General features: G+C 68.1%; 14 protein-coding genes. 4 read left to right on the top strand and 10 right to left on the bottom strand.

Annotated features, from left to right (window positions below; translation table 11 throughout):
- The first annotated feature begins 28 nt into the window (after positions 1-28).
- From ASG40_RS09185 to glgB, 3 genes are all read left to right on the top strand, one after another.
- Positions 29-3,409, top strand: coding sequence for a maltotransferase domain-containing protein (locus ASG40_RS09185; protein WP_055883976.1), 3,381 nt, complete (start codon positions 29-31; stop codon positions 3,407-3,409).
- Positions 3,410-3,752: 343 nt separating this feature from the next.
- Positions 3,753-7,010: a maltose alpha-D-glucosyltransferase gene (gene treS / locus ASG40_RS09180; protein ID WP_055883973.1), complete on the top strand. Its 3,258-nt coding sequence runs from the start codon at positions 3,753-3,755 to the stop codon at positions 7,008-7,010.
- Complete coding sequence (gene glgB, locus ASG40_RS09175) at positions 7,011-9,293, top strand: 1,4-alpha-glucan branching protein GlgB (RefSeq protein ID WP_055883969.1); 2,283 nt, start codon at positions 7,011-7,013, stop codon at positions 9,291-9,293.
- An 88-nt stretch (positions 9,294-9,381) separates the two neighbouring features.
- Here the strand turns inward: glgB and glgA are convergent, their stop codons facing one another.
- The gene (gene glgA, locus ASG40_RS09170) at positions 9,382-10,845 is read right to left on the bottom strand and encodes a glycogen synthase GlgA (protein WP_244480585.1); all 1,464 of its coding nucleotides are present in this window, start codon (positions 10,843-10,845) and stop codon (positions 9,382-9,384) included.
- A 580-nt stretch (positions 10,846-11,425) separates the two neighbouring features.
- Between glgA and ASG40_RS09165 the strand changes: the two genes are divergently transcribed.
- Positions 11,426-13,888, top strand: coding sequence for a glycogen/starch/alpha-glucan phosphorylase (locus ASG40_RS09165; RefSeq protein ID WP_156387650.1), 2,463 nt, complete (start codon positions 11,426-11,428; stop codon positions 13,886-13,888).
- Between the two features lie 101 nt (positions 13,889-13,989).
- Here ASG40_RS09165 and ASG40_RS09160 read toward each other — a convergent pair whose 3' ends face one another.
- The 9 genes from ASG40_RS09160 to ASG40_RS09120 all read right to left on the bottom strand — a co-directional run bounded on the left by ASG40_RS09160 (position 13,990) and on the right by ASG40_RS09120 (position 24,316).
- Positions 13,990-14,928, bottom strand: coding sequence for a ferredoxin--NAD(+) reductase (locus ASG40_RS09160; RefSeq protein ID WP_055883963.1), 939 nt, complete (start codon positions 14,926-14,928; stop codon positions 13,990-13,992).
- Between the two features lie 145 nt (positions 14,929-15,073).
- Positions 15,074-15,433 (bottom strand): hypothetical protein, encoded by a 360-nt coding sequence (locus ASG40_RS09155; RefSeq protein WP_055883960.1) that lies wholly within the window; start codon positions 15,431-15,433, stop codon positions 15,074-15,076.
- 124 nt (positions 15,434-15,557) lie between these two features.
- The gene (locus ASG40_RS09150) at positions 15,558-18,389 is read right to left on the bottom strand and encodes a sensor domain-containing phosphodiesterase (RefSeq protein WP_082494587.1); all 2,832 of its coding nucleotides are present in this window, start codon (positions 18,387-18,389) and stop codon (positions 15,558-15,560) included.
- A 295-nt stretch (positions 18,390-18,684) separates the two neighbouring features.
- The gene (locus tag ASG40_RS09145; protein WP_055884701.1) at positions 18,685-19,980 is read right to left on the bottom strand and encodes a M16 family metallopeptidase; all 1,296 of its coding nucleotides are present in this window, start codon (positions 19,978-19,980) and stop codon (positions 18,685-18,687) included.
- A gap of 89 nt (positions 19,981-20,069) precedes the next feature.
- Positions 20,070-21,482: a threonine synthase gene (gene thrC, locus ASG40_RS09140; RefSeq protein WP_055883955.1), complete on the bottom strand. Its 1,413-nt coding sequence runs from the start codon at positions 21,480-21,482 to the stop codon at positions 20,070-20,072.
- 104 nt (positions 21,483-21,586) lie between these two features.
- On the bottom strand, positions 21,587-22,018 hold the full coding sequence (locus ASG40_RS09135; RefSeq protein ID WP_055883952.1) for a DUF4864 domain-containing protein: 432 nt from the start codon (positions 22,016-22,018) through the stop codon (positions 21,587-21,589).
- Positions 22,019-22,204: 186 nt separating this feature from the next.
- On the bottom strand, positions 22,205-22,897 hold the full coding sequence (locus ASG40_RS09130; protein WP_443136598.1) for an SURF1 family protein: 693 nt from the start codon (positions 22,895-22,897) through the stop codon (positions 22,205-22,207).
- A gap of 62 nt (positions 22,898-22,959) precedes the next feature.
- Complete coding sequence (locus ASG40_RS09125; RefSeq protein ID WP_055883946.1) at positions 22,960-23,328, bottom strand: DUF983 domain-containing protein; 369 nt, start codon at positions 23,326-23,328, stop codon at positions 22,960-22,962.
- Between the two features lie 136 nt (positions 23,329-23,464).
- A complete protein-coding gene (locus ASG40_RS09120; RefSeq protein ID WP_055883944.1) occupies positions 23,465-24,316 on the bottom strand; it encodes a cytochrome c oxidase subunit 3 in 852 nt (283 codons plus the stop codon).
- Positions 24,317-24,396: the final 80 nt, after the last annotated feature.

Below are 24,396 nucleotides of genomic sequence, written 5' to 3'. Positions count from 1 at the left end.
GGCGCGCGACGACCGATAGGACGAAGACATGAACGCTCCCAACCCCGCAAGGACCTCCGCGCAGCGGGCCGACGCCGGCCTCGTGGCGCTGCCCGCCACACTGGCGCCCCGGGCCGAGGGGCCGCGGATCTACAACCTTTTCCCGCTCCTGGTTGGGCCCGTCTCCGCCTGGACCGCCGAACTGCCGCGCATCGCCGCGATGGGGTTCGACTGGATCTACCTCAATCCGTTTCACCAGACCGGCGGTTCGCGCAGCCTCTATGCCGTCTCGGACATCGAGCGCCTGGACGAGCGGTTCCGCGACCAGGACGGAACGTCCGACGACGACCAGGTCCGCCGCTTCTGCGCGGCGGCGCGAGAGCTCGGTCTTTCGGTGATGATCGATCTCGTCATCAACCACACCGCCAAGGACGGCCCCCTCGCACGCTCGCGGCCGGATCTGTTCGTCCTCGACGAACACGGGCATCCCGAAAGCCCGTATGCGGTCGATCCCGACGACCCGACGATCCGCACCGTCTGGGGCGATCTCGCGGAACTGAACTACCATTCGGAGGCCGCCGCCCATGAGCTGACCAAGCTCTGGGCCGCCTATATCAACCGCCTGCAGGACCTAGGCGTGAGTGGATTCCGCTGCGACGCCGCCTACAAGGTGCCGCCGGAGGTCTGGCGTGTCCTGATCCAGTCGGCCAAGGCGATCGAGCCGGATTGCCTGTTCGCCGCCGAGACGCTGGGATGCACCTTCGAGGAGGCGCAGGCCACCGCCGGCTCCGGCTTCGACTACCTCTTCAACTCCTTTGCCTGGTGGGATCTCAAGGCGCCGTGGGCGCTGGAGCAATACGAGCGCCTGCGCGTCATCGCGCCCTCGATCGCGTTCCCCGAGAACCACGACATGCCGCGCCTCGCGGCGCAGGCGCCGGGCGACGCCGCGGCGATCGCCCGCCATCTCAAGGCCCGCTACACCCTGGCCGCGTTCTTTTCGGCCGGTGTCTTGATGCCGATCGGCTACGAGTGGGGCTACGCGCGTCCGCTGCACGTGGTCGAGACGACGCCTGAGGCACGCGAGACCGCCACGGGGGTGGATATCTCGGCCTCCATCGCCGCCATCAATGCGCTGCGGGCCGAGTTGTCCGCCGCCAACGTCGAGGGCGCCCAGGCGCGGATCTCGGCGCCGGATGCAGCGGTGGTCGCCTTGATCCGCTTCGACACCGGCCACGCCGCCTCGGCCCGCCACGCGGTGCTGGTGCTCCACAACCCCACCGACGCGCCGGCCGTTCTGGAGCCCGGACCTCTTCTGGCCCGTACCGGCGGCATGCTCGGTACCTTCGTCGATCGAACGCCCGAGGTGGAGCCGATCGCCTTCCGGGCCGGGGGGGTCGTCACGCTTTCACCGGGCGAAGTCCGTATCCTGGCGGCCGAGCGACCCAAGGTCTCGCGCTGGCCGACACCGACGAACCCGGACGGTCGCGGCCGCGTCGTGATCGAGGCCGTCAGCCCGGAGATCGACGGCGGCCGTTCCGCGGTCAAGCGCGTGGTCGGCGAGCGCGTGGCGGTGGGCGCCGACGTCTTCAGCGACGGTCACGACATCATCGCCGCCGCGATCCTGTCGCGCCCGGCCGGCGAGACCGAATGGCGCCGCGATCCGATGACCTTCGTCGACAACGACCGCTGGGAAGGTTTCTTTCCGCTGGAGCGCAATGCCCGCTACGTCTTCACCATCGAGGCGTGGCGAGACGGCTTCGCCTCGTGGATGCGCGACACCCTCAAGAAGCGCAACGCCGGCGTCGACGTGCGCCTGGAGACCATCGAGGGCGTCGCCATCGTCCAGGATGCGGCGAGCCGCGCCGAGGAGCCCGATGCCGCAGCACTCGAATCCCTGCTCGTGGCTCTCGACCTGGAGCAGGCGGGGTCGGCGGCGCAACTCGACCTGATCCTGGCGCCCGAGACCGCCGCTCTCGTTCAGCGCAATGCCGAACGCTTGAACCTCTCGCGGTATCCCGTCGAGGTTCCGGTGATCGCCGATCGCCTGGCGGCGCGATTCTCGGCTTGGTACGAAATCTTCCCGCGCTCCCAATCGGGCGACGTCAACCGCCACGGCACCTTCGACGACGTCATCGCGCGTCTGCCGCAGATCCGCGAACTCGGCTTCGACGTGCTGTACTTCACGCCGATCCATCCGATCGGGCGCACCAACCGCAAGGGCAAGAACAACACCCTCAAGGCGCTGCCCGGTGACGTGGGCTCGGTCTATGCCGTGGGTGCGGAGGAGGGCGGCCACGAGGCGGTCCATCCCGACCTCGGGACGCTCGAGGATTTCTCGCGGCTGGTCGCGGCCAGCCATGCCTACGGCATGGAGATCGCGCTCGACTTCGCGATCCAGTGCTCGCCCGACCACCCCTGGATCAAGACTCATCCGGAATGGTTCGAGTGGCGGCCCGACGGCACCCTGAAGTTCGCCGAGAATCCTCCGAAGAAGTACGAGGACATCTCGAACGTGCATTTCTACGGCGGCGCGCTGCCGTCGCTGTGGATCGAATTGCGCGATATCGTCATGGGCTGGGCCGAGCGCGGCGTTCGCATCTTCCGCGTCGACAACCCCCACACCAAGCCGATCCCGTTCTGGGAATGGATGATCGCCGAGGTCAACGACCGCTATCCCGACGTCATCTTTCTGGCCGAGGCCTTCACGCGGCCCAAGATGATGAAGAAGCTCGCCAAGGCCGGCTACCAGCAGAGCTACACCTACTTCACCTGGCGCGACACCAAGGCCGACCTCATCGCCTATTCCACGGAATTGGCCGGAGAGATGGGCGAGTACTATCGGCCTAATTTCTTCGCCAATACGCCGGACATCAACCCGATCTATCTCCAGACCAGCGGTCGGGCCGGGTTCGTCGTGCGCGCCACGCTGGCGGCGACCCTGTCGTCCGTCTACGGCATCTACAACGGCTTCGAGATGTGCGAAGCCGAGCCCTATCCGGGCAAGGAAGAATATCTGAACTCGGAGAAGTACGAGCTCAAGGCGTGGGATTATCACCGCCCCGGCAATATCCGTGAGCACATCATCAAGCTCAACCGCATCCGTCGCGACAATCCCGCATTGTGGGATTTCCGGAACGTCGTCTTCACGGCTGCGGGCGACGACGAGATCGTGGCCTATGCCAAGACCACGCCGGAAGGCGACAATTGCATCTTCGTGATGGTCAACCTCGATCCGCGCAACCGTCGTGAATGCACCTACGAGGTCCCGCTCTGGCTGCTGGGCCAGCCCGACGACGGCGCGGTCGAGGTGGAGGACCTGTTGCAAGGATACACGTTCGAACTGCGCGGCAAGTCGCACCGCATCGCCCTCGACCCGGCCGAGCGGTCGTGTGTGATCTGGCGCTTGAGGGCACCGCGACGGGTTGCGTGACGGGAATACCCGTGTCAGCGAGGCGAGGCCGTCACGCCGTCGCCAAGATGATGGCGCAAGCCCCCGACGAACCCGGGATCGACGGCTGGCCAACAGGCCGGCCGTCGCGTTCCGCACCGAATTTTCCGCCCGGCGCAACCCACCGGCTCATCGAATCCGTACCGTCACGTCAGGGCTTCGCACGCGAACCCGAATTCCAGGAGCCGCCGATGGCGCGGGCAGGGGACGTCACCCCGCCTCTGGATTTCGGGGTCCGTTGCCGGCCATTCGGGGCGGGGCAAGGACGCGATGACCGGTACGATGATCCGGAACCCTTGAATCAGATCCGCAAGGCAGTGACACGATGATCGATCGTAGCGATCCGCAATGGTACCGCGACGCCATCATCTACCAGATCCACGTCAAGTCGTTCTTCGACGCGAACAACGACGGGATCGGTGATTTCGAGGGGCTGACGCAGAAGCTGGACTACGTCCGCGACCTCGGCGTCACGGCGATCTGGCTGATGCCTTTCTATCCCTCGCCGCTGCGCGACGACGGCTACGACATCGGCGACTACCGCGAGGTGAACCCTTCCTACGGCACGATGGAGGAGTTTCGTCGCTTCGTGGACGCGGCGCACGAGCGCGGCCTGCGCGTCATCACCGAACTCGTGATCAACCACACCAGCGACCAGCACCCCTGGTTCCAGCGCGCCCGCGAGGCGCCGGCCGGCAGCCCCGAGCGCGATTTCTACGTCTGGTCGGACACCGACACCCCGTATTCCGACACGCGCATCATCTTCCTCGACACCGAGACGTCGAACTGGACCTGGGATCCGGTCGCCAAGCAATACTTCTGGCACCGGTTCTACAGCCACCAGCCGGACCTGAACTTCGACAACCCGGCCGTGCTCGCGGCCGTGATCGAGGTGATGCGCTATTGGCTGGACATGGGCGTCGACGGCCTGCGGCTCGACGCGATCCCCTACCTGATCGAGCGCGACGGCACGAACTGCGAGAACCTTCCCGAGACCCACACGGTCATCAAGGCGATCCGTGCGGCGCTCGACGTCAGCTATCCCGACCGGATGCTGCTCGCGGAAGCCAACCAGTGGCCCGAGGAAACCGCGCAGTACTTCGGCGACGGCGACGAATGCCACATGGCGTTCCACTTCCCGCTGATGCCGCGCATGTACATGGCGATCGCTCGGGAAGACCGGCACCCGATCACCGACATCATGCGCCAGACCCCGGAGATCCCGGAGGGCTGCCAATGGGCGATCTTCTTGCGCAACCACGACGAGTTGACGCTCGAAATGGTCACGGCGGAAGAGCGTGACTATCTCTGGTCGTTCTATGCCGCCGAACGCCGCGCCCGGATCAACCTCGGCATCCGTCGCCGCCTCGCGCCGCTGCTGGAGAACGACCGCCGCAAGATCGAGCTGATGAAGTCCCTCGTCCTGTCGATGCCCGGCACGCCGGTCCTCTACTACGGCGACGAGATCGGCATGGGCGACAACATCTACCTCGGCGACCGCGATGGCGTGCGCACCCCCATGCAATGGTCGCCCGACCGCAACGGCGGTTTTTCGCGCGCCAATCCGGCGAAGTTGTTCCTGCCGTCGGTGCAGGACCCGATCTACGGCTTCGACGCCATCAACGTCGAGGCGCAGACCCAGTCGCAGACGAGCCTGCTGAACTGGACCCGGCGCATGATCGCCATCCGCAACAACTCCGTCGCGCTCGGCCGCGGCGCGATCCAGTTCCTGTATCCGTCGAACCGCAAGGTCCTCGCCTGGATCCGCGAATTCGAGGGCGAGCGGGTCCTGTGCGTCGCCAACCTGTCGCGCGCCCCCCAGGCGGTCCAGCTCGACCTGTCCGAGCTGCGCAGCGCCGTGCCGATCGAACTCACCGGCGGCTCCGAATTCCCGCCGATCGGCGACCTGCCCTACCTGCTGACGCTGCCGTCCTACGGCTTCTACTGGTTCGGGCTGAGCGCGGCTAACGCCGGTTCGATCGGGCCGCAGCCCGAGACGCCCGAACTGTTCACCCTTGTCCTGACCGGCGGCATCGAGACGCTGATGGCCGGGCGCGAGCGCATCGCCTTCGAGCGCACGGTGGCGCCCCGCTTCATCGCAACCCGCCGCTGGTTCGGCGCCAAGGGCTCGCGCATCAAGTCCGTCCAGGTCATCGACAGCGCCATGCTGACCGATGCCGGCGGCGAGGCGAAGTTCCTGCTGCCGCGGGTCGCGGTCCACCTGGCCACCGGCGAGCGCCAGGACTACTTCGTGCCGGTCGCCGTCGACGAGGGCCGCGAGGACGAGACCCTGATGCCGTTCGCGGTGGCGCGGGTGCGCCGCGGTCCCCGCACCGGCCTCCTGTTCGGGGCGGCGGCGGCACCGGCCTTTGCCGTGGCCATCATCGAGGGGATGCGCAACGGCGTCTCGATGCCCAGCGAATCCGGCCGCCTCGAGTTCTCGACCACCTCCGCCTTCGATTCCGAGGTGTCGGTCGACATCGGCGAGGTCCGGCGCCTTTCGGCTGAGCAGAGCAACACCTCCATCGCCATCGGCTCCAAGATGATGCTCAAGCTGCTGCGGCGGCTTCAGACCGGCATCCATCCCGAGATCGAGGTCGGGCGCTTCCTCACGGAAACGGCGCGGTTCGCCAACACGCCCGCCCTGCTCGGCGTGATGGAGCATGTGGCCGCCGACGGCACCCGGACGGCGCTCGCCGTTCTCCAGACCTTCGTGCCGAACCAGGGCGACGCCTGGACCCTGATGCTGGAAGGACTGCGGCGCGACTTCGACACGGTGGTGCTGGCGCCCGAGAGCGAGGCGCCGGAGGCCCTCGACACCTTCGCGGATCACCTGCGCTGGGCCATCCTGCTCGGACGGCGCACCGCCGAGATGCACCAAGCCTTCGCCATCGAGACGGACGACGCGGCCTTCGATGCCGAGCCGTTCACCCACGACGACCTGCGTGCGCTCGGCGAGGACACGCGCCTCCAGGGCGAACGTGCCTTCCGCGGCCTGGAATCGCTGGCCGGCCGTCAGGCGAACACGGCGAGCACCGAACTGATCGGCCGGCGTCGCGAGGTCGAGGCGGTCATCGAGGATCTCATCGCCAAGGCGCCCAAGGGGGCCATGAAGACCCGTATCCACGGGGACTACCACCTCGGGCAGGTCCTCGCCTCCGAGGGCGACCTCGTCATCGTGGATTTCGAGGGCGAGCCGTCACGGCCGGCGGACGACCGCCGCCGCAAGGCGACGCCGTTGCGCGACGTCGCGGGCATGCTGCGCTCGTTCGCCTACGGCGCCGAGACCGTGACCCGCGAGATCACCGCCCGCTTTGCCGATTCGCAGGTCCGGGCGCGGCGCGCGGCGGCGGAATGGCGCGGCATGATCGATGCAGCCTTCCTCGACGGATACCGGGAGGCGGTCGCCGACAGCAGGGCCGCCGTGACCGATTCGGAGACGGAAGCGCGCCTCCTCAAGCTCTGCTTGCTGACCAAGGCCCTCTACGAAGTCGATTACGAAGCCAATAACCGTCCGGACTGGATCGAAATCCCCGCGCGAGGGGTTCTGACCATTCTGGACGACATCAAGAGAGGCATTTGAATGACGGATATCGACGAGACGTTCGCGACGCGGACCCCCACATCTTCGGGCATCTCCGGGTCCGCGGACGTCACGCCGGTGGGCGGGACGTCGCCCCGGACCGTCTCGCAGGAGGCCATCGCCGCGATCATGTCGGCGACCCACGGCGACCCCTTCGCCGTCCTGGGCCCGCATGAGGTGTCGCCCGGTGTCTGGGAGGTGCGCGCGGTCCTTCCCGAGGCGAAATCCGCCACGCTGCTCGTGGGCGGAAACCGGGTGGCCTTCGAGCGCCGGCATTCCGAGGGGTTCTACGTCGCGCGCCTCGAGAGCCAGGGGCGTCCGCTCTACGAAATCGCGTCCCAGACCTGGGACGGCGTCGAGCACAAGCGCCACGACCCCTACGGCTTTGGCTCGTCGTTGCAACAGGCCGACATCGATGCCCTGCGCGAGGTCGGCAGCGACGTCACCTATCGCGTGCTCGGTGCACAGGCCCGTACCGTCGACGGCATCGAGGGGTTCCGCTTCGCGGTCTGGGCGCCCAATGCGCGCCGGGTCAGCGTCGTCGGCGACTTCAACGATTGGGACGGCCGGCGCCATCCCCTGCGCCTCTGGCAGAACGGCGGCGTCTGGGAGCTGTTCGTTCCGGGCCTGAAGGCCGGCGCCCATTACAAATACGAAATGAGTGGCCCCGACGGCGGGTTGCTGCCGCTCAAGGCCGATCCGGTCGCCTTCGCGGCGCAGCAACCGCCCGAGACCGCCTCTGTCCTCCAGGGCACCAGCGAGCCGGCCTGGAGCGACGAGGCCTGGATGACCACCCGCGGCGCCGTCGATCCGCGGCATGCGCCGATCTCGATCTACGAGGTCCACCTGGGCTCGTGGGCGCGGGTGGCCGAGGAGGGCAACCGCTTCCTCACCTACAAGGAACTCGGCGAGCGCCTGATCCCCTACGTCAAGGAGATGGGCTTCACGCATATCGAGATGCTGCCCATCACGGAGTTCCCGTTCGACGGGTCCTGGGGCTACCAGCCGGTGTCGCTGTTCGCACCCACCAGCCGCTTCGGCAGCCCGGACGACTTCGCAGCCTTCGTCGACACCGCCCACAAGGCCGGCATCGGCGTGATGCTCGATTGGGTGCCCGGCCATTTCCCCCTGGACGCCCACGGCCTGGGCCAGTTCGACGGGACGCATCTCTACGAGCATGCCGACCCGCGCCAGGGCTTCCACCAGGACTGGGGCACCTACATCTACAATTTCGGCCGGGTCGAGGTGGCGACCTTCCTCGCCGCCAATGCGCGCTTCTGGCTCGAGCACTATCACCTCGACGGCCTGCGCGTGGATGCCGTCGCCTCGATGCTCTACCTCGACTATTCGCGCCGGCAGGGCGAGTGGATCCCCAACCAGTACGGCGGCAACGAGAACCTCGACGCGATCCATTTCCTGCGCAAGACCAACGAGGCGACCTACGCCAACGCCCCGGGCACCATCACGATCGCCGAAGAATCGACCTCGTGGCCGGGCGTCTCGCACCCGACCTATACCGGTGGGCTCGGTTTCGGCTTCAAGTGGAACATGGGGTGGATGCACGATACCCTGAACTTCGTCTCGAAGGAGACCATCCACCGCCGCTACCACCACCACGACCTCACCTTCGGTCTCCTCTACGCCTTCAGCGAGAACTTCATCCTGCCGCTGTCCCACGACGAGGTTGTGCACGGCAAAGGTTCGTTGCTGGGCAAGATGCCGGGTGACCGCTGGCAGAAGTTCGCGAATTTGCGCGCCTACTTCGGCTTCATGTGGGGGCACCCGGGCAAGAAGCTGCTGTTCATGGGCGGCGAATTCGGCCAGGAGCGGGAGTGGAACCACAACCAGAGCCTGGACTGGCATCTGCTCGACGATTCCCTTCACGCCGGAGTCAAGGACCTCGTCCGCGACCTCAACCAGCTCTACCTGACCACCCCGGCTCTGCACGCCCGGGACACGGAAGCCGCCGGGTTCCAGTGGCTGGTGGCCGACGACCAGGACAACAGCGTCATCGCCTGGGCCCGGAAGGGCCGCGAGCCCGGCGAGGTCGCGGTGGTGGTGTCGAACTTCACGCCGATTCCACGGGACGGCTATCGCATTGGCGTGCCCGAAGCAGGCTTCTACCGCGAGGCGATCAACTCGGACGCGGGCCGCTACGGCGGCTCCAACATCGGCAACATGGGCGGCCTCCAAACGGAAGCCGTCGAAAGCCACGGCCAGCCGTACTCGCTCGTGCTGACGGCGCCGCCGCTGGCGACGACCATCTTCGTGCGCGAGGGGTAAAGACTGACGGCATTAGCCCGTCGTCGGATCGTCGAGGATCCGACGACGGGCTCGTGGCTGTCGCAACGGCGCCAAGTGGCTCGACGCGTCACACCATCCGTGTACGCAGGCTGGAACCGTTGCCCAGCGCGCGCGCGTACAGCGCCGAGTAGTCGACGGCGGCATGGTCCCAGCCGAAGGAACGGGACATGGCGCGCCGCCGCATGGCGTTGAGGCGCTTCTTGGCCCCGAAAGTGTCGAGAGCCCGACGCACCGCCGCGATGAAGGTCTTGGGCGAAGCGTCCCCGAAGGTGAAACCGGTCACTCCATCCTCGACCGTATCGGCAAGCCCGCCGGTGCGGTGCACGATCGGCAGCGAGCCGAACCGCTGGGCGTACATCTGGGCGAGGCCGCATGGCTCGAACCGCGACGGCATCAGCAGGAAGTCGCTGCCCGCGAACATCCTGCGCGCATCCTTCTCGTCGAACCCGACATGGACCCCGACCGCGGAGGGATGCCGCCGCGCGAGCTCGCGCAGCGCGTCCTCGAAGCGGCTCTCGCCCTGACCGATGACCACGAGTTGTCCGCCCTCGGCGACGATCGTCTCGGCCGCCGCCAGGCTGAGATCGATGCCCTTCTGGTGGACCAGCCGCGATACGATGGCGAAGAGTGGTCCGCGCGAGACGGCGAGGCCGAACTGACGGCGGACCATCTCGGCGTTGGCGCGTTTGCCGCGCCAGTCGTCGGCCTCGAACCGCGTCGCGAGATGCGGATCGGTGCGCGGATCCCAGCTCTCGTCGATACCGTTCAGGATGCCGGCGAGCCTGCCTTGCGCGGCGCGGGTGCGCAGCAGCCCGTCGAGGCCGCAGCCGGCCTCCGGCGTCATGATCTCGCGGGCGTAGGTTTGGCTGACCGTGGTGACCTGCGAGGCGTAGAACAGGCCGGCCTTGAGGAAGGACAGGTGGCCGTAGAACTCGACCCCGTCCATCTGGAAGGCGGCATCGGGGACGCCGAGGCGCCCGAGGGCTTCCCTGGCAAACAAGCCCTGGTAGGCCAGGTTGTGAATGGTCAGGACGCTCGGAACCCGGCGCCCGGCCCAGGACAGGTAGGCCGGGGCGAGGGCGGTCTGCCAGTCGTTGAGGTGCAGGAGATCGGCGCTCCAGGCCGGATCGGCGCCCCCGGCGATCTCGGCGGCGGCCAGGCTGAGCCGGCCGAACCGGAGGTCGTTGTCGCGAAAGTCGCCTTGGTCGTCGCCGTAGGGCGACCCGTCGCGCTGGTAGAGATCGGCGCTCAAGAGGACATAGACCTGCAGGCCGTCGCCGGTCTCGACGAGGCCGAGGTCGCAGGGGGGAATGCCGGCCCTGCCTTGCAGCCGCGCCACCACGGGAATGTGGTCGAACCGCTCCACCACCTGCCGGTAGCCGGGAATGAGCACACGGACGTCGTAGTGGCGGCGCAACGCGCGGGGCAGGGCCCCGGCCACTTCACCGAGCCCGCCCGTCTTGACGAAATCCGCCATCTCGGGCGTCGCGTAGAGGATGCGCGGCCGTAGCGAACGCCCGGTATCCCTCATGAGATCGGCCGCCCCGCCAGAATGGACGGCCTGCTTCAGCCCGGTGCGGTCGATGTCGTCCATCGCTGCCATACCGCTGCTTCGAGGCTGTGCGATCGTGATGGTGCCGGAAAGGATCGGGTTCGACATCGTCTGCCTTCGCGGCTCATCCATCATATCGCAATGCACAATCCAAGCCATCAAGGCGGTTAATGGATCATTGACGCGTTGCGCCGCAGCGACGATTGCATCGCCGCCGTAGAAGGTTGGGCGCAGCCGGGCCGCAGCGCGGCCATAGTTCCGTCTCGCTCCGAGGTCAGCGTGACGCCCGCACGATTCGGCCGACAGCGAGGCACGGGGTTTGCGAACGGCGCCAGCGAGCGGCGTCGCACCGCGACCGACGCCGGACCGACGAGGCGTCCACGCGGACCCACCATGCCGGTGCAAGCGTCCGGAACGATGAACAGCCAGGGGAGCGGGCCGGCTTTTTGGGCTTCCTGCACAGTCCGGCAGCGAAGAGAGGGAATGATACGTGCTGAACGATGTCCTGACCGTACCGGACCGTAGCCGCACCGCGGCCGATGCCGAGCCCGTGGCCGGCATGCCCAAAGCTCCGGCCTGGGCAACGCCCGCGCGGGCCGTCTCCGGCGATCCGGTCATCGATCTGCGCGAGGCGATCCTGGCCAAGCTCGCCTACGTCGTCGGCAAGATGCCGGACATCGCCCGCGAGCGCGATTGGTTCGCCGCCACGGCCCTGGCCCTGCGCGACCGCATCGTCGACGCCTGTATGGCGTCGAACAGCGAAGCGATCCCCAACAAGCGGGTCTACTACCTCTCCCTCGAATTCCTGATCGGGCGTCTTCTCTCGGACGCCATGAACAACCTCGGGCTCGTCGAGACCACGCGGGCGGCGCTCGCCGACCTCGGCATCTCCCTCGACACCGTCGAGGGGGCCGAGCCCGACGCGGCCCTGGGCAACGGCGGCCTCGGACGCCTGGCCGCCTGCTTCATGGAGAGCATGGCGAGCCTGTCGATCCCCGCCATCGGCTACGGCATCCGCTACGACCACGGCCTGTTCCGGCAATCCCTCGAGGACGGCTGGCAGAAGGAGGCACCGGAGACCTGGCTCGCCGAGGGCAACCCCTGGGAGTTCGCCCGGCCTGACGCCACCTACACCATCGGGTTCGGCGGCCACGTCACCATGTCGTCGATCGGCGAGGGCGTGATCCGCCGCCATTGGCAGCCGGCCGAGACCGTGCGGGCCGTGGCGCACGACGTGCCGGTGGTCGGCTGGCGCGGCTGCCACGTGAACACCCTGCGCCTGTGGAAGGCGGAGGCCGAGTCGCCGATCGACCTCGGCCGCTTCAACGGCGGCGATCACGTCGGCGCGGTGTCCGACCGGTCGCGGGTCGAGGCGATCTCGCGGGTGCTCTATCCCAGCGACTCGTCGGATTCCGGCCAGGAACTGCGGCTGCGCCAGGAATACTTCTTCACCTCCGCCTCGCTCCAGGACCTGGTGCGCCGCCATGTGGCCGAGCGTGGCGACCTGCGCTCGCTGCCCGACCACGCCGCGATCCAGCTCAACGACACCCACCCGGCGATCGCGGTGCCGGAGCTGATGCGCCTCCTCCTCGAGGACCACGGCTTCACGTGGGAGGACGCCTGGCACGTCACCACCAACACGCTGGGCTACACCAACCACACCCTCCTGCCGGAAGCCCTCGAGACCTGGCCGGTGGGCCTGATGGAGCGGCTGCTGCCGCGCCACATGCAGATCATCTACCTCATCAACTGGATGCATCTCGAGGAGCAGGGCAAGCACGGTCATTCCGACGCCGCCCATCTCGCCTCGGTGTCCCTGATCGAGGAGACCCACGGCAAGCGCGTGCGCATGGGCCATCTCGCCTTCCTGGGCGCCCGCCGGGTCAACGGCGTCTCGGCCCTGCACACCGACCTGATGCGCTCGACGGTGTTCAAGGACCTCCACGCCCTCGACACCGACAAGATCGTCAACAAGACGAACGGCATCACCTTCCGGCGCTGGCTGCACAACGCCAATCCGGAGTTGACCAAACTCGCCGTCGAGATCGTCGGCGACCGTGTGCTCGACGACCCGTCCGCCCTGATGGACCTCGCGGGCCATGCCGAGGATTCCACCTTCCAGTCCCGCTACGCCGCGATGCGGCTGGCCCGGAAGGAGGCGCTCGCCCGCGTCGTCGCCGACCGCACCGGCATCGTGATCGACCCGACCGCACTGTTCGACGTGCAGATCAAGCGCATCCACGAGTACAAGCGCCAGCTCCTCAACGTCATCGAGACGGTGGCGCTGTATCAGGCCATCAAGGCCGAACCGAACCGCGACTGGACGCCGAGGGTCAAGATGTTCGGCGGCAAGGCGGCGCCGAGCTACGTGCAGGCCAAGCTCATCATCAAGCTCGCCTGCGACGTCGCCAAGGTCGTCAACGACGATCCCGACGTCGCCGGCCGGCTCAAGGTGGCGTTCCTGCCGAACTATTCCGTGAGCCTCGCCGAAGCGATCATCCCCGCCGCCGACCTGTCCGAGCAGATCTCCACCGCCGGCATGGAGGCTTCGGGCACCGGCAACATGAAGCTCGCCCTCAACGGCGCCCTGACGATCGGGACCCTCGACGGCGCCAACATCGAGATTCGCGACCACGTCGGGGCGGACAACATCTTCATCTTCGGCCTCGACGCCGCCGGTGTCGCGGAGCGGATGACCGAGGTGAACTATCCGGCCAAGGCGATCGCCGCCTCGCCGCGTCTGGCCGCGGCCCTCGATCTCATCGGGTCGGGCGGCTTCTCGCCGGACGACCGCAGCCGCTTCCGGCCGCTGGTGGACGACCTGCGCCACAACGACCGCTACCTGCTCACCGTCGATTTCGACGACTATTGGCGGGTTCAACGCGAGATCGACGCCGCCTGGGGCGACCCGAAAGCGTGGTGGAAATCGGCGATCCTGAATACCTCGCGGATGGCGTGGTTCTCCTCCGACCGCTCGATGCGCGAATACGCCGAGGAGATCTGGCGCGTGAAGGTCGCCTGAAGCGAGGGATCCCGCCCTAACGAAAGAAGAAGGCCCGGCGCTCGAAAAGCGCCGGGCCTTCTCTTTCTTGGTCGGCAGGCCTCTGACTGCAGACCTTGGACTTACGGAGCGAGCAGGACGGGATAGCAGCGGGCGCCGGCCGCCGCGGCCAGGACTTCGACCGCACCCACCGTCGAGGCATCGCCGACCACGTGGACCACGTCGGTGGTGCGCAGGGGAGGCAGGTGCGCACTCAACGGGCCCGGGCGCACGTCCGGCGGGCGCTGGCGCGAACGGTCGGCCACCAGGACGATACGGCCGATGCCGGTGGCCCTCAGCCAGTCGAGGGAAGGGCGCATGTAGAGGTCGAGGGGGTCGCGAGCGCCGGCGACCAGCACCACGTCGCGCGCCGGCTCGATGTAGCGTGCCGCCCTGGCGATGGACCAGATCGGCGCGAAGCCGGTTTCTGCGGCGACCAGGACAAGACGGCCGCCGCCGGGGCGGTAGAAGCCGCGTCCGACCGGCCCCTTGATCTTCACGTCCGTGCCCCGGGGCACCGTCTCGCCGAGGGCCGAGGCGAGGCAGGCTTCGCCCGGGTGCAGGGACAGGTGGAAAACGAGTTCGTTGAGCTCCGCCGCGCCGTCGATCCGCAGGGTCGGACTGAGGGTCAGGGGCTCGTGGCCGTGGATCGTCACCACGACCTGATGGCCGGGCTGGATGTCGAGACGTCGCGTGACGGTCACCACCATCTCGACCACGTGCGGTCCGAGCGGACGGATGTCGGTGATCGTTCCGCTGCGCCGCACCGGCGCGCCGGCCTGCAGGGCAGGGGTGGCGCAGAGGGTCGGCGCCGTCCGCGGCAGGGAGGGGACGAGGCTCTCGGCCCGATGGCCACGGGGTTTCGCCCGGCGCGCCGCCGGCCCGCCGCCCTGGCCGAACGCCGCCGCTCCGTTCAGTCCGGAACCGATCATGCCCTCGGCCAAAGCCGCCTCCACCGGGGTCTCGCCGGTGGAGATGCGTACGGCCTTGCCGTTGACGACGAGCGAGCAGCGGGCGCTCATGGCCGTCTCCCGATGACGTGTAAGGGCGATGAAGCGTCAGCACGCACGGGAGGCCCGACCTCCTGTCGCCGCTCGCTGCGGTCGCAGGACGATGGGCGAAGCCCGGATATCCGGGCTCGCGCTACGTGTCCCCTCGTGGAGACGATCAACGCGGCTGGCGCAGAAGCTGATCGACCAGGATGGCCCAGCGATCGCGCACCAGGCGGACTTCCTCGCCGGTATTCCCGCGCGCGCTCATCTGCGAGCGCAATGTCTCGTTCTCGGTGCGCTCGGCCTTTAGGACCGCCTTCATCAGCGTGACCTCCGTCTGCAGCCGCATGACGTCGGAGGTGTCGACCTCGTCCGTCTCGTCATCGTCGCGATCGACTGCCGCTACGGCCACCATCGGGATGATGGTGGCGCCGACGGAACCGCTCGGCTCACGCAAGCGAAGCTGACGCGCCACGACCCGCCGGACGATGTCGGTCTCGGTCTCCGCCTGCACCTGCCACGCCGCTTGCGCCATCGCACCCGTCCCCCGTCCGGTATCCGGCCGCTCCGTGCAGCCGATCGAACCCGGAGATGACGATGCAAGATCATGGTTAAGGGAGGTTTAAGTACGGCCGCGATCCCGACCCCGATGTCCGCGCTCAGGCGGCTTCCGGTGCCGCCCCGACCAATTGGCGCGCCTGGAGCATCGACATCGGCTCGCCGAAGGCGAAGCCCTGCGCGTAGTCGCAGCCGAGTTCGGCCAGGGCCTGGGCGTCGGCTTCGCTCTCGGCACCCTCCGCGACGATGGCGAGGCCCAGTTCCTGGGCCATCTTCACGATGGATCGCAGGATCACGGTACGGCCCGTCGCGATCTGGCGCACGAAGGACCGGTCGATCTTGATGGTGTCGAAGGGGAACCGCTGCAGGTAGGACAGGGCCGAATAGCCGGTCCCGAAATCGTCGAGGGACAGGCCCGCGCCGAGGTCGTGGATGCGGGTGAGCATCTGGGCGGCGTATTCCGGGTTCTCCATCACCAGGCCCTCGGTGAGTTCGAGCTTGAGCGAACCCGGCAGTACGCCGGACCGGGCCAGCACCGTCTTAACGTCGTGCAGGAGGTCATGGCGCAGGAGCTGGCGCGAGGAGACGTTGACCGAGGCGAAGATCGGCGGGTCGACATCGAGGGAACGCTGCCAGGCGGCGAGTTCGAGGGCGGTCCGCTCCATCACGAAGTTGCCGAGGTTGACGATGAAGCCGGTCTCTTCCGCGATGGGGAGGAAGGTGGCGGGCGATAGCCGTCCGAGCTTGGGATGGTCCCAGCGCAGCAGGGCCTCGAATCCGGCCACCGTCCGATCTTCGAGGCGCACGATCGGCTGGAACAGGACCTTCATCTCGTTGCGGTCGAGGGAGCGGCGCAGATCGCCCTCCAGCAGCAGCCGGTCGCCGCGCTCATTGCGCATGGTCGCGCGGAACACCTCCGACCGGTCGCCGCCCTGGCGCTTGGCCTGGATCATGGCGATCTCGGCGTTCTTGAACACCTCCTCGCGCTTCTGGTTGCCGCCCGCCTCGTGGAGGGCGATGCCGACGGAGACGGTGAGGAAGATCTCGCGCTCGGCATAGGTGATCGGTGTGGCGATCGCCTTCCGGATCATCTCGGCGAACGCCAGGATCCGGTCCGGCTCCCGCTCCGAAAGCAGGATCAGGCCGAATTCGTCGCCGGCGATGCGCGCCAGGGTGTCCTGCGGCCGCAGGCGCCGCCCGAGCCGGCGCGACAACGTCAGCAGGATGGAATCGCCGGCCGAAAGGCCGATGGCGTCGTTGATCGCCTTGAAACCGTCGATGTCGAGCAGGATGATCGTCGGCTTCAGGCGCAGGTCCTGGCTGGCGAAGGCGAGGGCCGCGTCGAGCCGGTCGTGGAACAGTTCCCGGTTGGGCAGGCCCGTCAGGCTGTCGTGCACGGCGTCGTGCAGCAGGCGTTCCTCGGCGGCCTTCAGCTCCGTGACGTCGGCGATGGTGCCGACGATTCGCACGACCTCGCCGTCGCTGCCGATCACCGGACGGGCCTTGAGTCGGTACCAGTAGTAGGGGCCGACGTGCGAACGCAGACGGAAATCGTGCAGGATGCGGCCGCGGCGTTCTTCGATCACACCGTCGAGGGCGGCCGAATAGCGGTCGACGTCGAAGGGATGCAGCAGTCCCAGCCAGTTCGAGGCGGGGCCTTCGAGGGTGCCGCGCTTGAGGCCGAGCTGCGACTCGATCTCCGGACCGGCGAAGACCCGGTCGCCCGGCACGTCCCAGTCGAACACCACGTCGCCGGCCCCGGTCAGGGCCAGCGCCCGGCGCTCGGTGTCCGAGACCAGGGCGTGGGTGAGGCCGCCGCCCGCAAAGGCGTGCTGCATCACCGTGAAGCCGATCAACATGACGATGAGGACGAGGCCGCCGATCAGGGCCGGCTGGACGAGGTCGCTGCCGATCTGCCCCGTGATGGCGAAGCCCGCCGCCACCACCCAGATCAGCAGCAGGACCCAGGTCGGCACCAGCAGGATGGCGCGGTCGTAGCCGTTGTGGGCGGCCAGGTACACGATCAGGAGGAGGCCGACGCCGGCCACCGCGGCGATGGAGATGCGGGCGACGCCCGCCGCCACCGGCGGGTCGAACACGGCGAGACCCACGAGGCCCGCCAGGAAGGCGAGCCAGAAGAAGGCGACGTGGCTGTAGCGCACGTGCCACCGGCTGAGATTGAGATAGGCGAACAGGAACACGAGGAGGGTGGCGGCCAGCACCGCCTCTGCCGAGGCCCGGTAGACCCGTTCCGCGACCTCCGTGAGGGGAAACACCCTCTGCAGGAAGCCGAAGTCGATGCAGGCATAGGCGAGCACCGACCATGCCAGCGCCGCGGCGGCGGGGAAGATGATCGCCCCCTTCACCACGAAGATGATCGTGAGGAACAGCGCCAGTAGGCCCGCGATGCCGATGATGATGCCCTTGTAGAGCGTCAGACCGGTGGATTTCTTGCGGTAGGCTTCCTGGTCCCACAGGTAGACCTGCGGGATGTTCGGCCCCCTCAGCTCGGCGACGAAGGTCACGGTGGAGCCCGGGTCGACCGTGATCATGAACTGATCGGCCTCGGGGTTGTCCTCCCGGTCGGGCCTGATGCCCTGGCTCGCCGTGATCGCGGCGATGCGCGACCCGCCCAGGTCCGGCCAGATCACGCCCGACCCCACGAGCCGGAAGTGCGGCGCGACGAGGAGGCGGTCGATCTGTTCGTCGGTGTCGTTGGTGAGCGCGAACACCATCCAGTCCGGCCGCGCGCCGGTGTCGCGTGCCTTGACGACGATGCGCCGGACGATGCCGTCCTTGCCCGGGGCCGTCGAGATCTGGATCAGGTCGCCGTCCGAACGGTAGCGCTCGATCATCGGCGTCAGGTCGATGGCCGGCGCGTCGAGGGTCAGGCGCACGGCTTCCACGGCCGCGGCCGGGCGCGGCATGGCCATGGCGGTGAGGAAAGCCGTCAGGACAGCGGCCAGGACGAGGGTGGTTATACGCAACGGGCGAGTGTTCCGGCCGGAGGGCGCATCCCGGCATCTACGGCTCAGGTTGATCCAAGTCGTACCGATGGGGCAGGGCGCGGGCAAGGTGCGCGGCGACGGTGCGGGCCGAGACCCACCGCAACGTGACAAGGCCCGGCCACACGTTCGATTGCGCCGCTTTGCGGCCAAAACAAGCCGCCGGGCGCGAAAGCCACGGCATCGGCGGTGGGCGCCTCGCTTCGGCGTAACGTTCCGCCCGTCAGGCCGCCTGCAGCACCTGTCGCACGTGATCGAGCGACGGCAACGTCTTGATCGGTCCGATCGCCGCCAGGGTGGGGGCGCCCGAAAGGAGCTTGCGGCCGGCCGCACGAACGTCGTCGACGGTGACCGCGTCGACCTTGGCGATGACGTCCGCCGCCGGGATCACCCGGCCCCAGGCGAGGAGTTGGCGGGCGTTGCGCTCGATGCGCCCGCCGGGGGTCTCCAGGGCGGAGAGCAGCGCGACCTTCAGCTGCGCCTTGGCGCGGACGATCTCGACGGTGTCGAGGTCGCGCACCGCCTTGACCGTCTCGGCCAGGGTCACGTCCACGAGTTGCGCGAGATCGGAGCCGGACGTTCCGGCGCCGATGCCGAACAGGCCGCAATCGGAGAACGGCCAGTGGAAGGACTGGATCTCGTAGGCGAGGCCGCGGGTCTCGCGGACCTCGTGCCAGAGCCGCGAGGTCAGGCCGCCACCGAGGATCTGCGCGAACATGTGCAGGGCATAATAGCCGTCGTCCCGGAAGGAGAGGCCGGGCAGGCCGATCACCACGTTGGCCTGCTCGAGCTTCTTCTTCATGCGGCGCTCGCCGCCGCCGTAGACGCCCGGTACGGTCGGGGGTGCCTCTGTGGCCTTCAGACCTCCGAAGTGCCGCTGGGCCGCCGCGACGATGGCGTCGTGGCCGACCGCACCGGCGGCCGCCAGGACGATGCGGTCGGGCGTGTACTCGCGGGCGATGTAGCCCTCGATCGCGGTACGGTCGAAACTCTTGATGGTGCTGGGCGTGCCGATGATCGGGCGGCCGATCGGCTGGTCGGGGAAGGCGGCCTCGGTGAAGGCCTCGTAGACCACGTCGTCGGGCGTGTCCTCGATGGCGGCGTATTCCTGGAGGATCACGCCCTTCTCGCGGGCGAGTTCACCGGCGTCGAACAGCGAGTTCGTGAGGATGTCGCCGATGACGTCGAGGGCGACGCCGACATCCTCGCCCAGCACGCGGGCGCTGTAGCTCGTACCCTCGGCGCTGGTGGCCGCGTTGATGTCGCCACCGACGTCCTCGATCTCCTCGGCGATCCGCCGCGCGGTGCGGGTCGCGGTGCCCTTGAAGGCCATGTGCTCGATGAGGTGGGAGAGCCCGTGCTCGTCGGGCCGCTCGTGGCGCGAGCCAGCCCCGATCCAGACGCCCAGGGTGGCGGTCGCCACCCCCGGCATCGCCTCGGTCACCACCGTCAGCCCGTTGTCGAGCCGCGTGACCTTGAGGTCGGGAGAGGCGCCGTGCGTGGCGAAATGCTGGTTCATCGGGGTGATCTTTCCGGGCCGCGTCTCGACCCCGTTCCCATCCAAATGAGGGGGCGCCGCCGCATCATGGGGCCGCTTCCCTTCACGCGTCAGGCGCCCCGCGTGATGCGGGCATGCTCGCGCACGAAGCGCTCGACCGCGCCCTGGTCGTTGGCGACCCGCGAGAACAGCTCCTTGCGGTCCATGAGATCGGCCAGATGCGGCGGCAGGGCCGGGCGAAGTCCGCCGGTGGCCTGCGCCACCGCATCCGGGAACTTCGCCGGGTGGGCGGTGGCCAGGGCCACCACCGGAGTGCGCGGGTCCGTCTCCAGCAGGCGGCGCCCGGCATGGACGCCGATGGCGGTGTGCGGGTCGAGGATCTGCCCGGTCTCGGAGTGGGTGCGGGCGATCTCGGCCATCACCGCGTCCTCCGGCACGCAGGTCGCATCGAACTCGTCGCGCACGCTCGCCAGCACCGCCGGGTCGAGGCTGAACCCGCCCGACTGCTTGAGGCCTGCCATCAGGCGGCCCAGGCCGGAGGAATCGCGGCCCAGGGCCTCGAACAGCAGACGCTCGAAGTTCGACGAGATCTGGATGTCCATGGACGGCGAGGTGGTCGGCTGGACGCCGCGAACCTCGTAGGTGCCGTGTTCGAGGGTGCGCGCCAGGATGTCGTTGGCGTTGGTGCCGATCATCAGGCGGCCGATCGGCAGGCCCATGCGCTTGGCGACCCAGCCGGCCAGGATGTCGCCGAAGTTGCCGGTGGGCACCGCGAAGGACACCGGGCGGTGGGGGGCACCCAGGGCCACCGAGCTGGTGAAGTAATACACCGCCTGCGCCGCCACCCGCGCCCAATTGATGGAATTGACCCCCGACAGGCGGACCTCGTCGGCGAAGTCGCCATGCTGGAACATCGCTTTGACGATGTTCTGGCAATCGTCGAAATTGCCATCGATGGCGATGGCATGGACGTTGTCGGCGCCCACCGACGTCATCTGCCGGCGCTGGACCTCCGAGACGCGCCCCTCCGGAAACAGGATGAAGACGTCGACCCGGTCGAGCCCGCGGAACGCCTCGACCGCGGCGCTGCCGGTATCGCCCGAGGTGGCGCCGACGATGGTTGCGCGTGCGCCGCGCGCGCGCAGCACATGGTCCATCAACCGCCCGAGGAGCTGCATCGCCACGTCCTTGAACGCCAGCGTCGGCCCGTGGAAGAGTTCGAGCAGGAACAGGTTGTCGTCCAGCTGCACCAGCGGGCAGACCGCCTTGTGCCGGAAGGTGGCGTAGGATTCCTCGATCATCGCATCGAGGGCCGCATCCGCGATTTCCCCATCGATCAGCGGGCGCAACACCTGCTTGGCCGCATCGGCATAGGGCACGCCCGCCAGGGCCGCGATGGTCTCGCGCGAGAGCTGCGGCCAGGTTTGGGGCACGTAGAGGCCCCCGTCGCGGGCGAGGCCGGCGAGGAGCGCGTCAGAAAAGCTGAGGGGCGCCGCGGCGCCGCGGGTCGAAACGTGTAGCAAAGGGGCCTCCGGGAAGGCGCTCCGTCTACACGATGTGGGTGGGCGTGTCGAAAAGAGGTTTCGTGCGGCGGTCTCCGGCCGCTCGGCCGTTCCGCCATGCCATCTCAGGCATTACTACCCGGCGCCTTGACCAGGCGACAGCCGTTGATCCGCCATTCCCCGTCGGACTGCTTCTCGAGGGTGTAGAGCGCCATCCAGTCGACGCCGTCCTCGTCCTGCAGCTTCACGCCCAGCGCCATCCCGCCGTCGCCGGCGTCCTCGATCCGGTCCACGCTGAAGCTGCGGGCACGGGAGACCGCCGCGTAACCCTTCCTGACCATCGCCAGGAAGGTCTCGGGGGATGGGAACATCGTCTGGATCGCAGGCGCCGCCTGGGCGTAGGCGGTGGAGGCATCACCCTTCCGGAAGGCCTCGATCTGCCGCTCCACCGTGGCGCGGGCCTGGGATCGGGCGGCCTCGTCGGCGGAAGAAGCCGGGCCGGTGAGCAGGGCGAGGGCGGAATGTCCGAGGACAAAGGCAGCAGTAACGGCGCGCATCAGGACACTCCGCAGCAAGGTCGGCCATGACCCTCATTCCAGAGTAGCGCGGCCGACGCTTGAGACAAGCGCAAGACTCTGGACAAGCGCAAGACTCTGGACAAACCAAGTCTCTTGCCGAGCGGCCGAGAGCGGGACTTTTGCCGAGCGCCGTCCTGTCGCTCATACTGGGCGCGAAGCGCGCGCTTACGCCCCGGTCACCTCACGAAACCGCTTCCAGGCGAACACGCCGAACACGCCGATCAGGCAGCCCGCGATGCCGAACCACGTGAAGGCGTATTGGAGGTGGTTGTTCGGCAGGTCGACCCGCAACTGCCCGCCCTTGGGCCAGCCGCCCGGATTGGCGGTGGCGTCGGCCTCCACCAGGAAGGGCGGGACGTCCACCAGATCCTTGGCGGCGGCGATGCCGGCGATGTCGCGGTTGTACCACTCGCCCCGCGCCGGATCGGGCGCCGGGACGAACATCGTGCGCGGTTCCGACCCCCGCAGCATCCCCGTCACCGTCGTCTCGCCGGCGATCTGGCCCGCGGCCCGTCGTGCAGGATCCCTGAGATCGGTGGGGACGAAGCCGCGGTTGACCAGCACCGTTCCACCGTCGTTCCGCGCCAGGGGCGTCACCACATAGAAGCCCTGCAGCGCCCGGCCGGGCACCGCACCGGCTGCGAGCCCGTGGACCAGGGTCTCCTTGTCGTGGAGGAAGCGTCCGGCGACCCGCACCCGTCGAAATTCGTCAGCGGCGGGATCCCAGTCCTGAGGACGCGGCAGGCCGGCCGGCGGCTCGACCTGGGAGCGTGCGATGATCTGAGCGATCAACGCTTCCTTCTCCGCCTTGCGGCGCAGCTGCCAGACGCCGAGCCCGAGGAGGATCGCGAGAACCACGGCCGCCGAGATTCCCGGGATCAGGAGCGACCGCCACCCGCCCCGCGATGCCGCAGCCGTGGTCACCGAAAGCGCCCCTGCTCGGCCTTGTTCACGAACTGCAAGGCCGCCAGCACGCCTTTCAGCGGCCGTACCAGCAGGAGGCTGAGACCGATCGTGAGCCCGCCTCCAACGATCCCATGCACCCACATCGGTGGTTCGTAGGTCACCTCGAGCCACAGGGCGATGCCGACGACCACGAACCCGACGATCGACATGACGAAGAAGGCGGGGCCGTCACCCGCGTTGAAGGCGTCGTAGCTGAGGCCGCAGGCCTCGCAGGACGGCCGGAAGGTCAGGAAGCCGTCGAACATGTGGCCCTGTCCGCACCGCGGACAGCGGCCGCGCAGGCCGGTGGCGATCGGCTCGGGCGTCGTGCGGGGCTCGCTCAAAGCGGTAGTCTCCTCGGCCGCGGGATCGGGCCACTGGGATCCATATGGGGAGGCAAACGGGTGTCCGACGCGAAAAGGGCGGCTTTCGCCGCCCTTTTCCTGAATTCCAACCGTGGCGGCGATTGGCCGCCGGTTATCAGTGTGCCGAAGCGCCGGCACCCCAGACGTAAATCGATGCGAACAGGAACAGCCACACCACGTCGACGAAGTGCCAGTACCAGGCGGCGAACTCGAACCCGAGGTGCTGCTTGGTCGTCATCTGGCCGAGGTAGATCCGGTAGAGACAGATCGCCAGGAAGACCGTGCCGATGATGACGTGGGCGCCGTGGAAGCCCGTCGCCATGAAGAAGGTCGAGGAATAGATGCTGCCGGCGAAGCCGAAGTGGGCGTGGCTGTACTCGTAGGCCTGGCAGGCGGTGAACAGCACGCCGAGGATCACGGTCAGCCAAAGGCCGTACTTCACGCCCTTGCGGTCACCGTGAAGCAGGGCGTGGTGCGCCCAGGTGATGGTGGTGCCGGAGGTGAGAAGGATCAGCGTGTTGAGCAGCGGCAGGTGCCAGGGATCGAACGCCTCGATGCCCTTGGGCGGCCATGTGCCGCCGGTGAAGGCGAGGCGCGAGGCCTGGATCGGATCGGCGGTGTAGAGAGCCGCCTCGAAATAGGCCCAGAACCAGGCGGCGAAGAACATCACCTCGGAGGCGATGAACATGATCATGCCGTAGCGGTGGTGGAGCTGCACCACGCGGGTATGGTCGCCGGTGTTCGCCTCGTGGACCACGTCGCGCCACCAGGCAAGCATCGTGTAGAGGACGCCGAGCGTACCGGCACCGAAGATGTAGGGACCGACGGCCAGGGTGCCGATGGTGAGGCTCTTCATCCAGAAGACGGCGCCGAAAGCCATCAGGAAGCCCGAGAAGGCACCGATCAGCGGCCAAGGACTCGGGCTCAGGATATGGTAATCGTGATTCTTGGCGTGCGCCTCGGCCATCGAAACTACTCTCCTCGCCCCCGACCCTGTGCCGTCCCGGCATCGGGCTCTTGATCGTCTGAGGAACCGGACGACGCCCG

The sequence above is a fragment of the Methylobacterium sp. Leaf399 genome, assembly GCF_001424525.1.
GTDB lineage: Bacteria > Pseudomonadota > Alphaproteobacteria > Rhizobiales > Beijerinckiaceae > Methylobacterium.
Note: the sequence above shows the minus strand (reverse complement) of the source record. Positions and strands in the feature narration are given on the sequence as shown.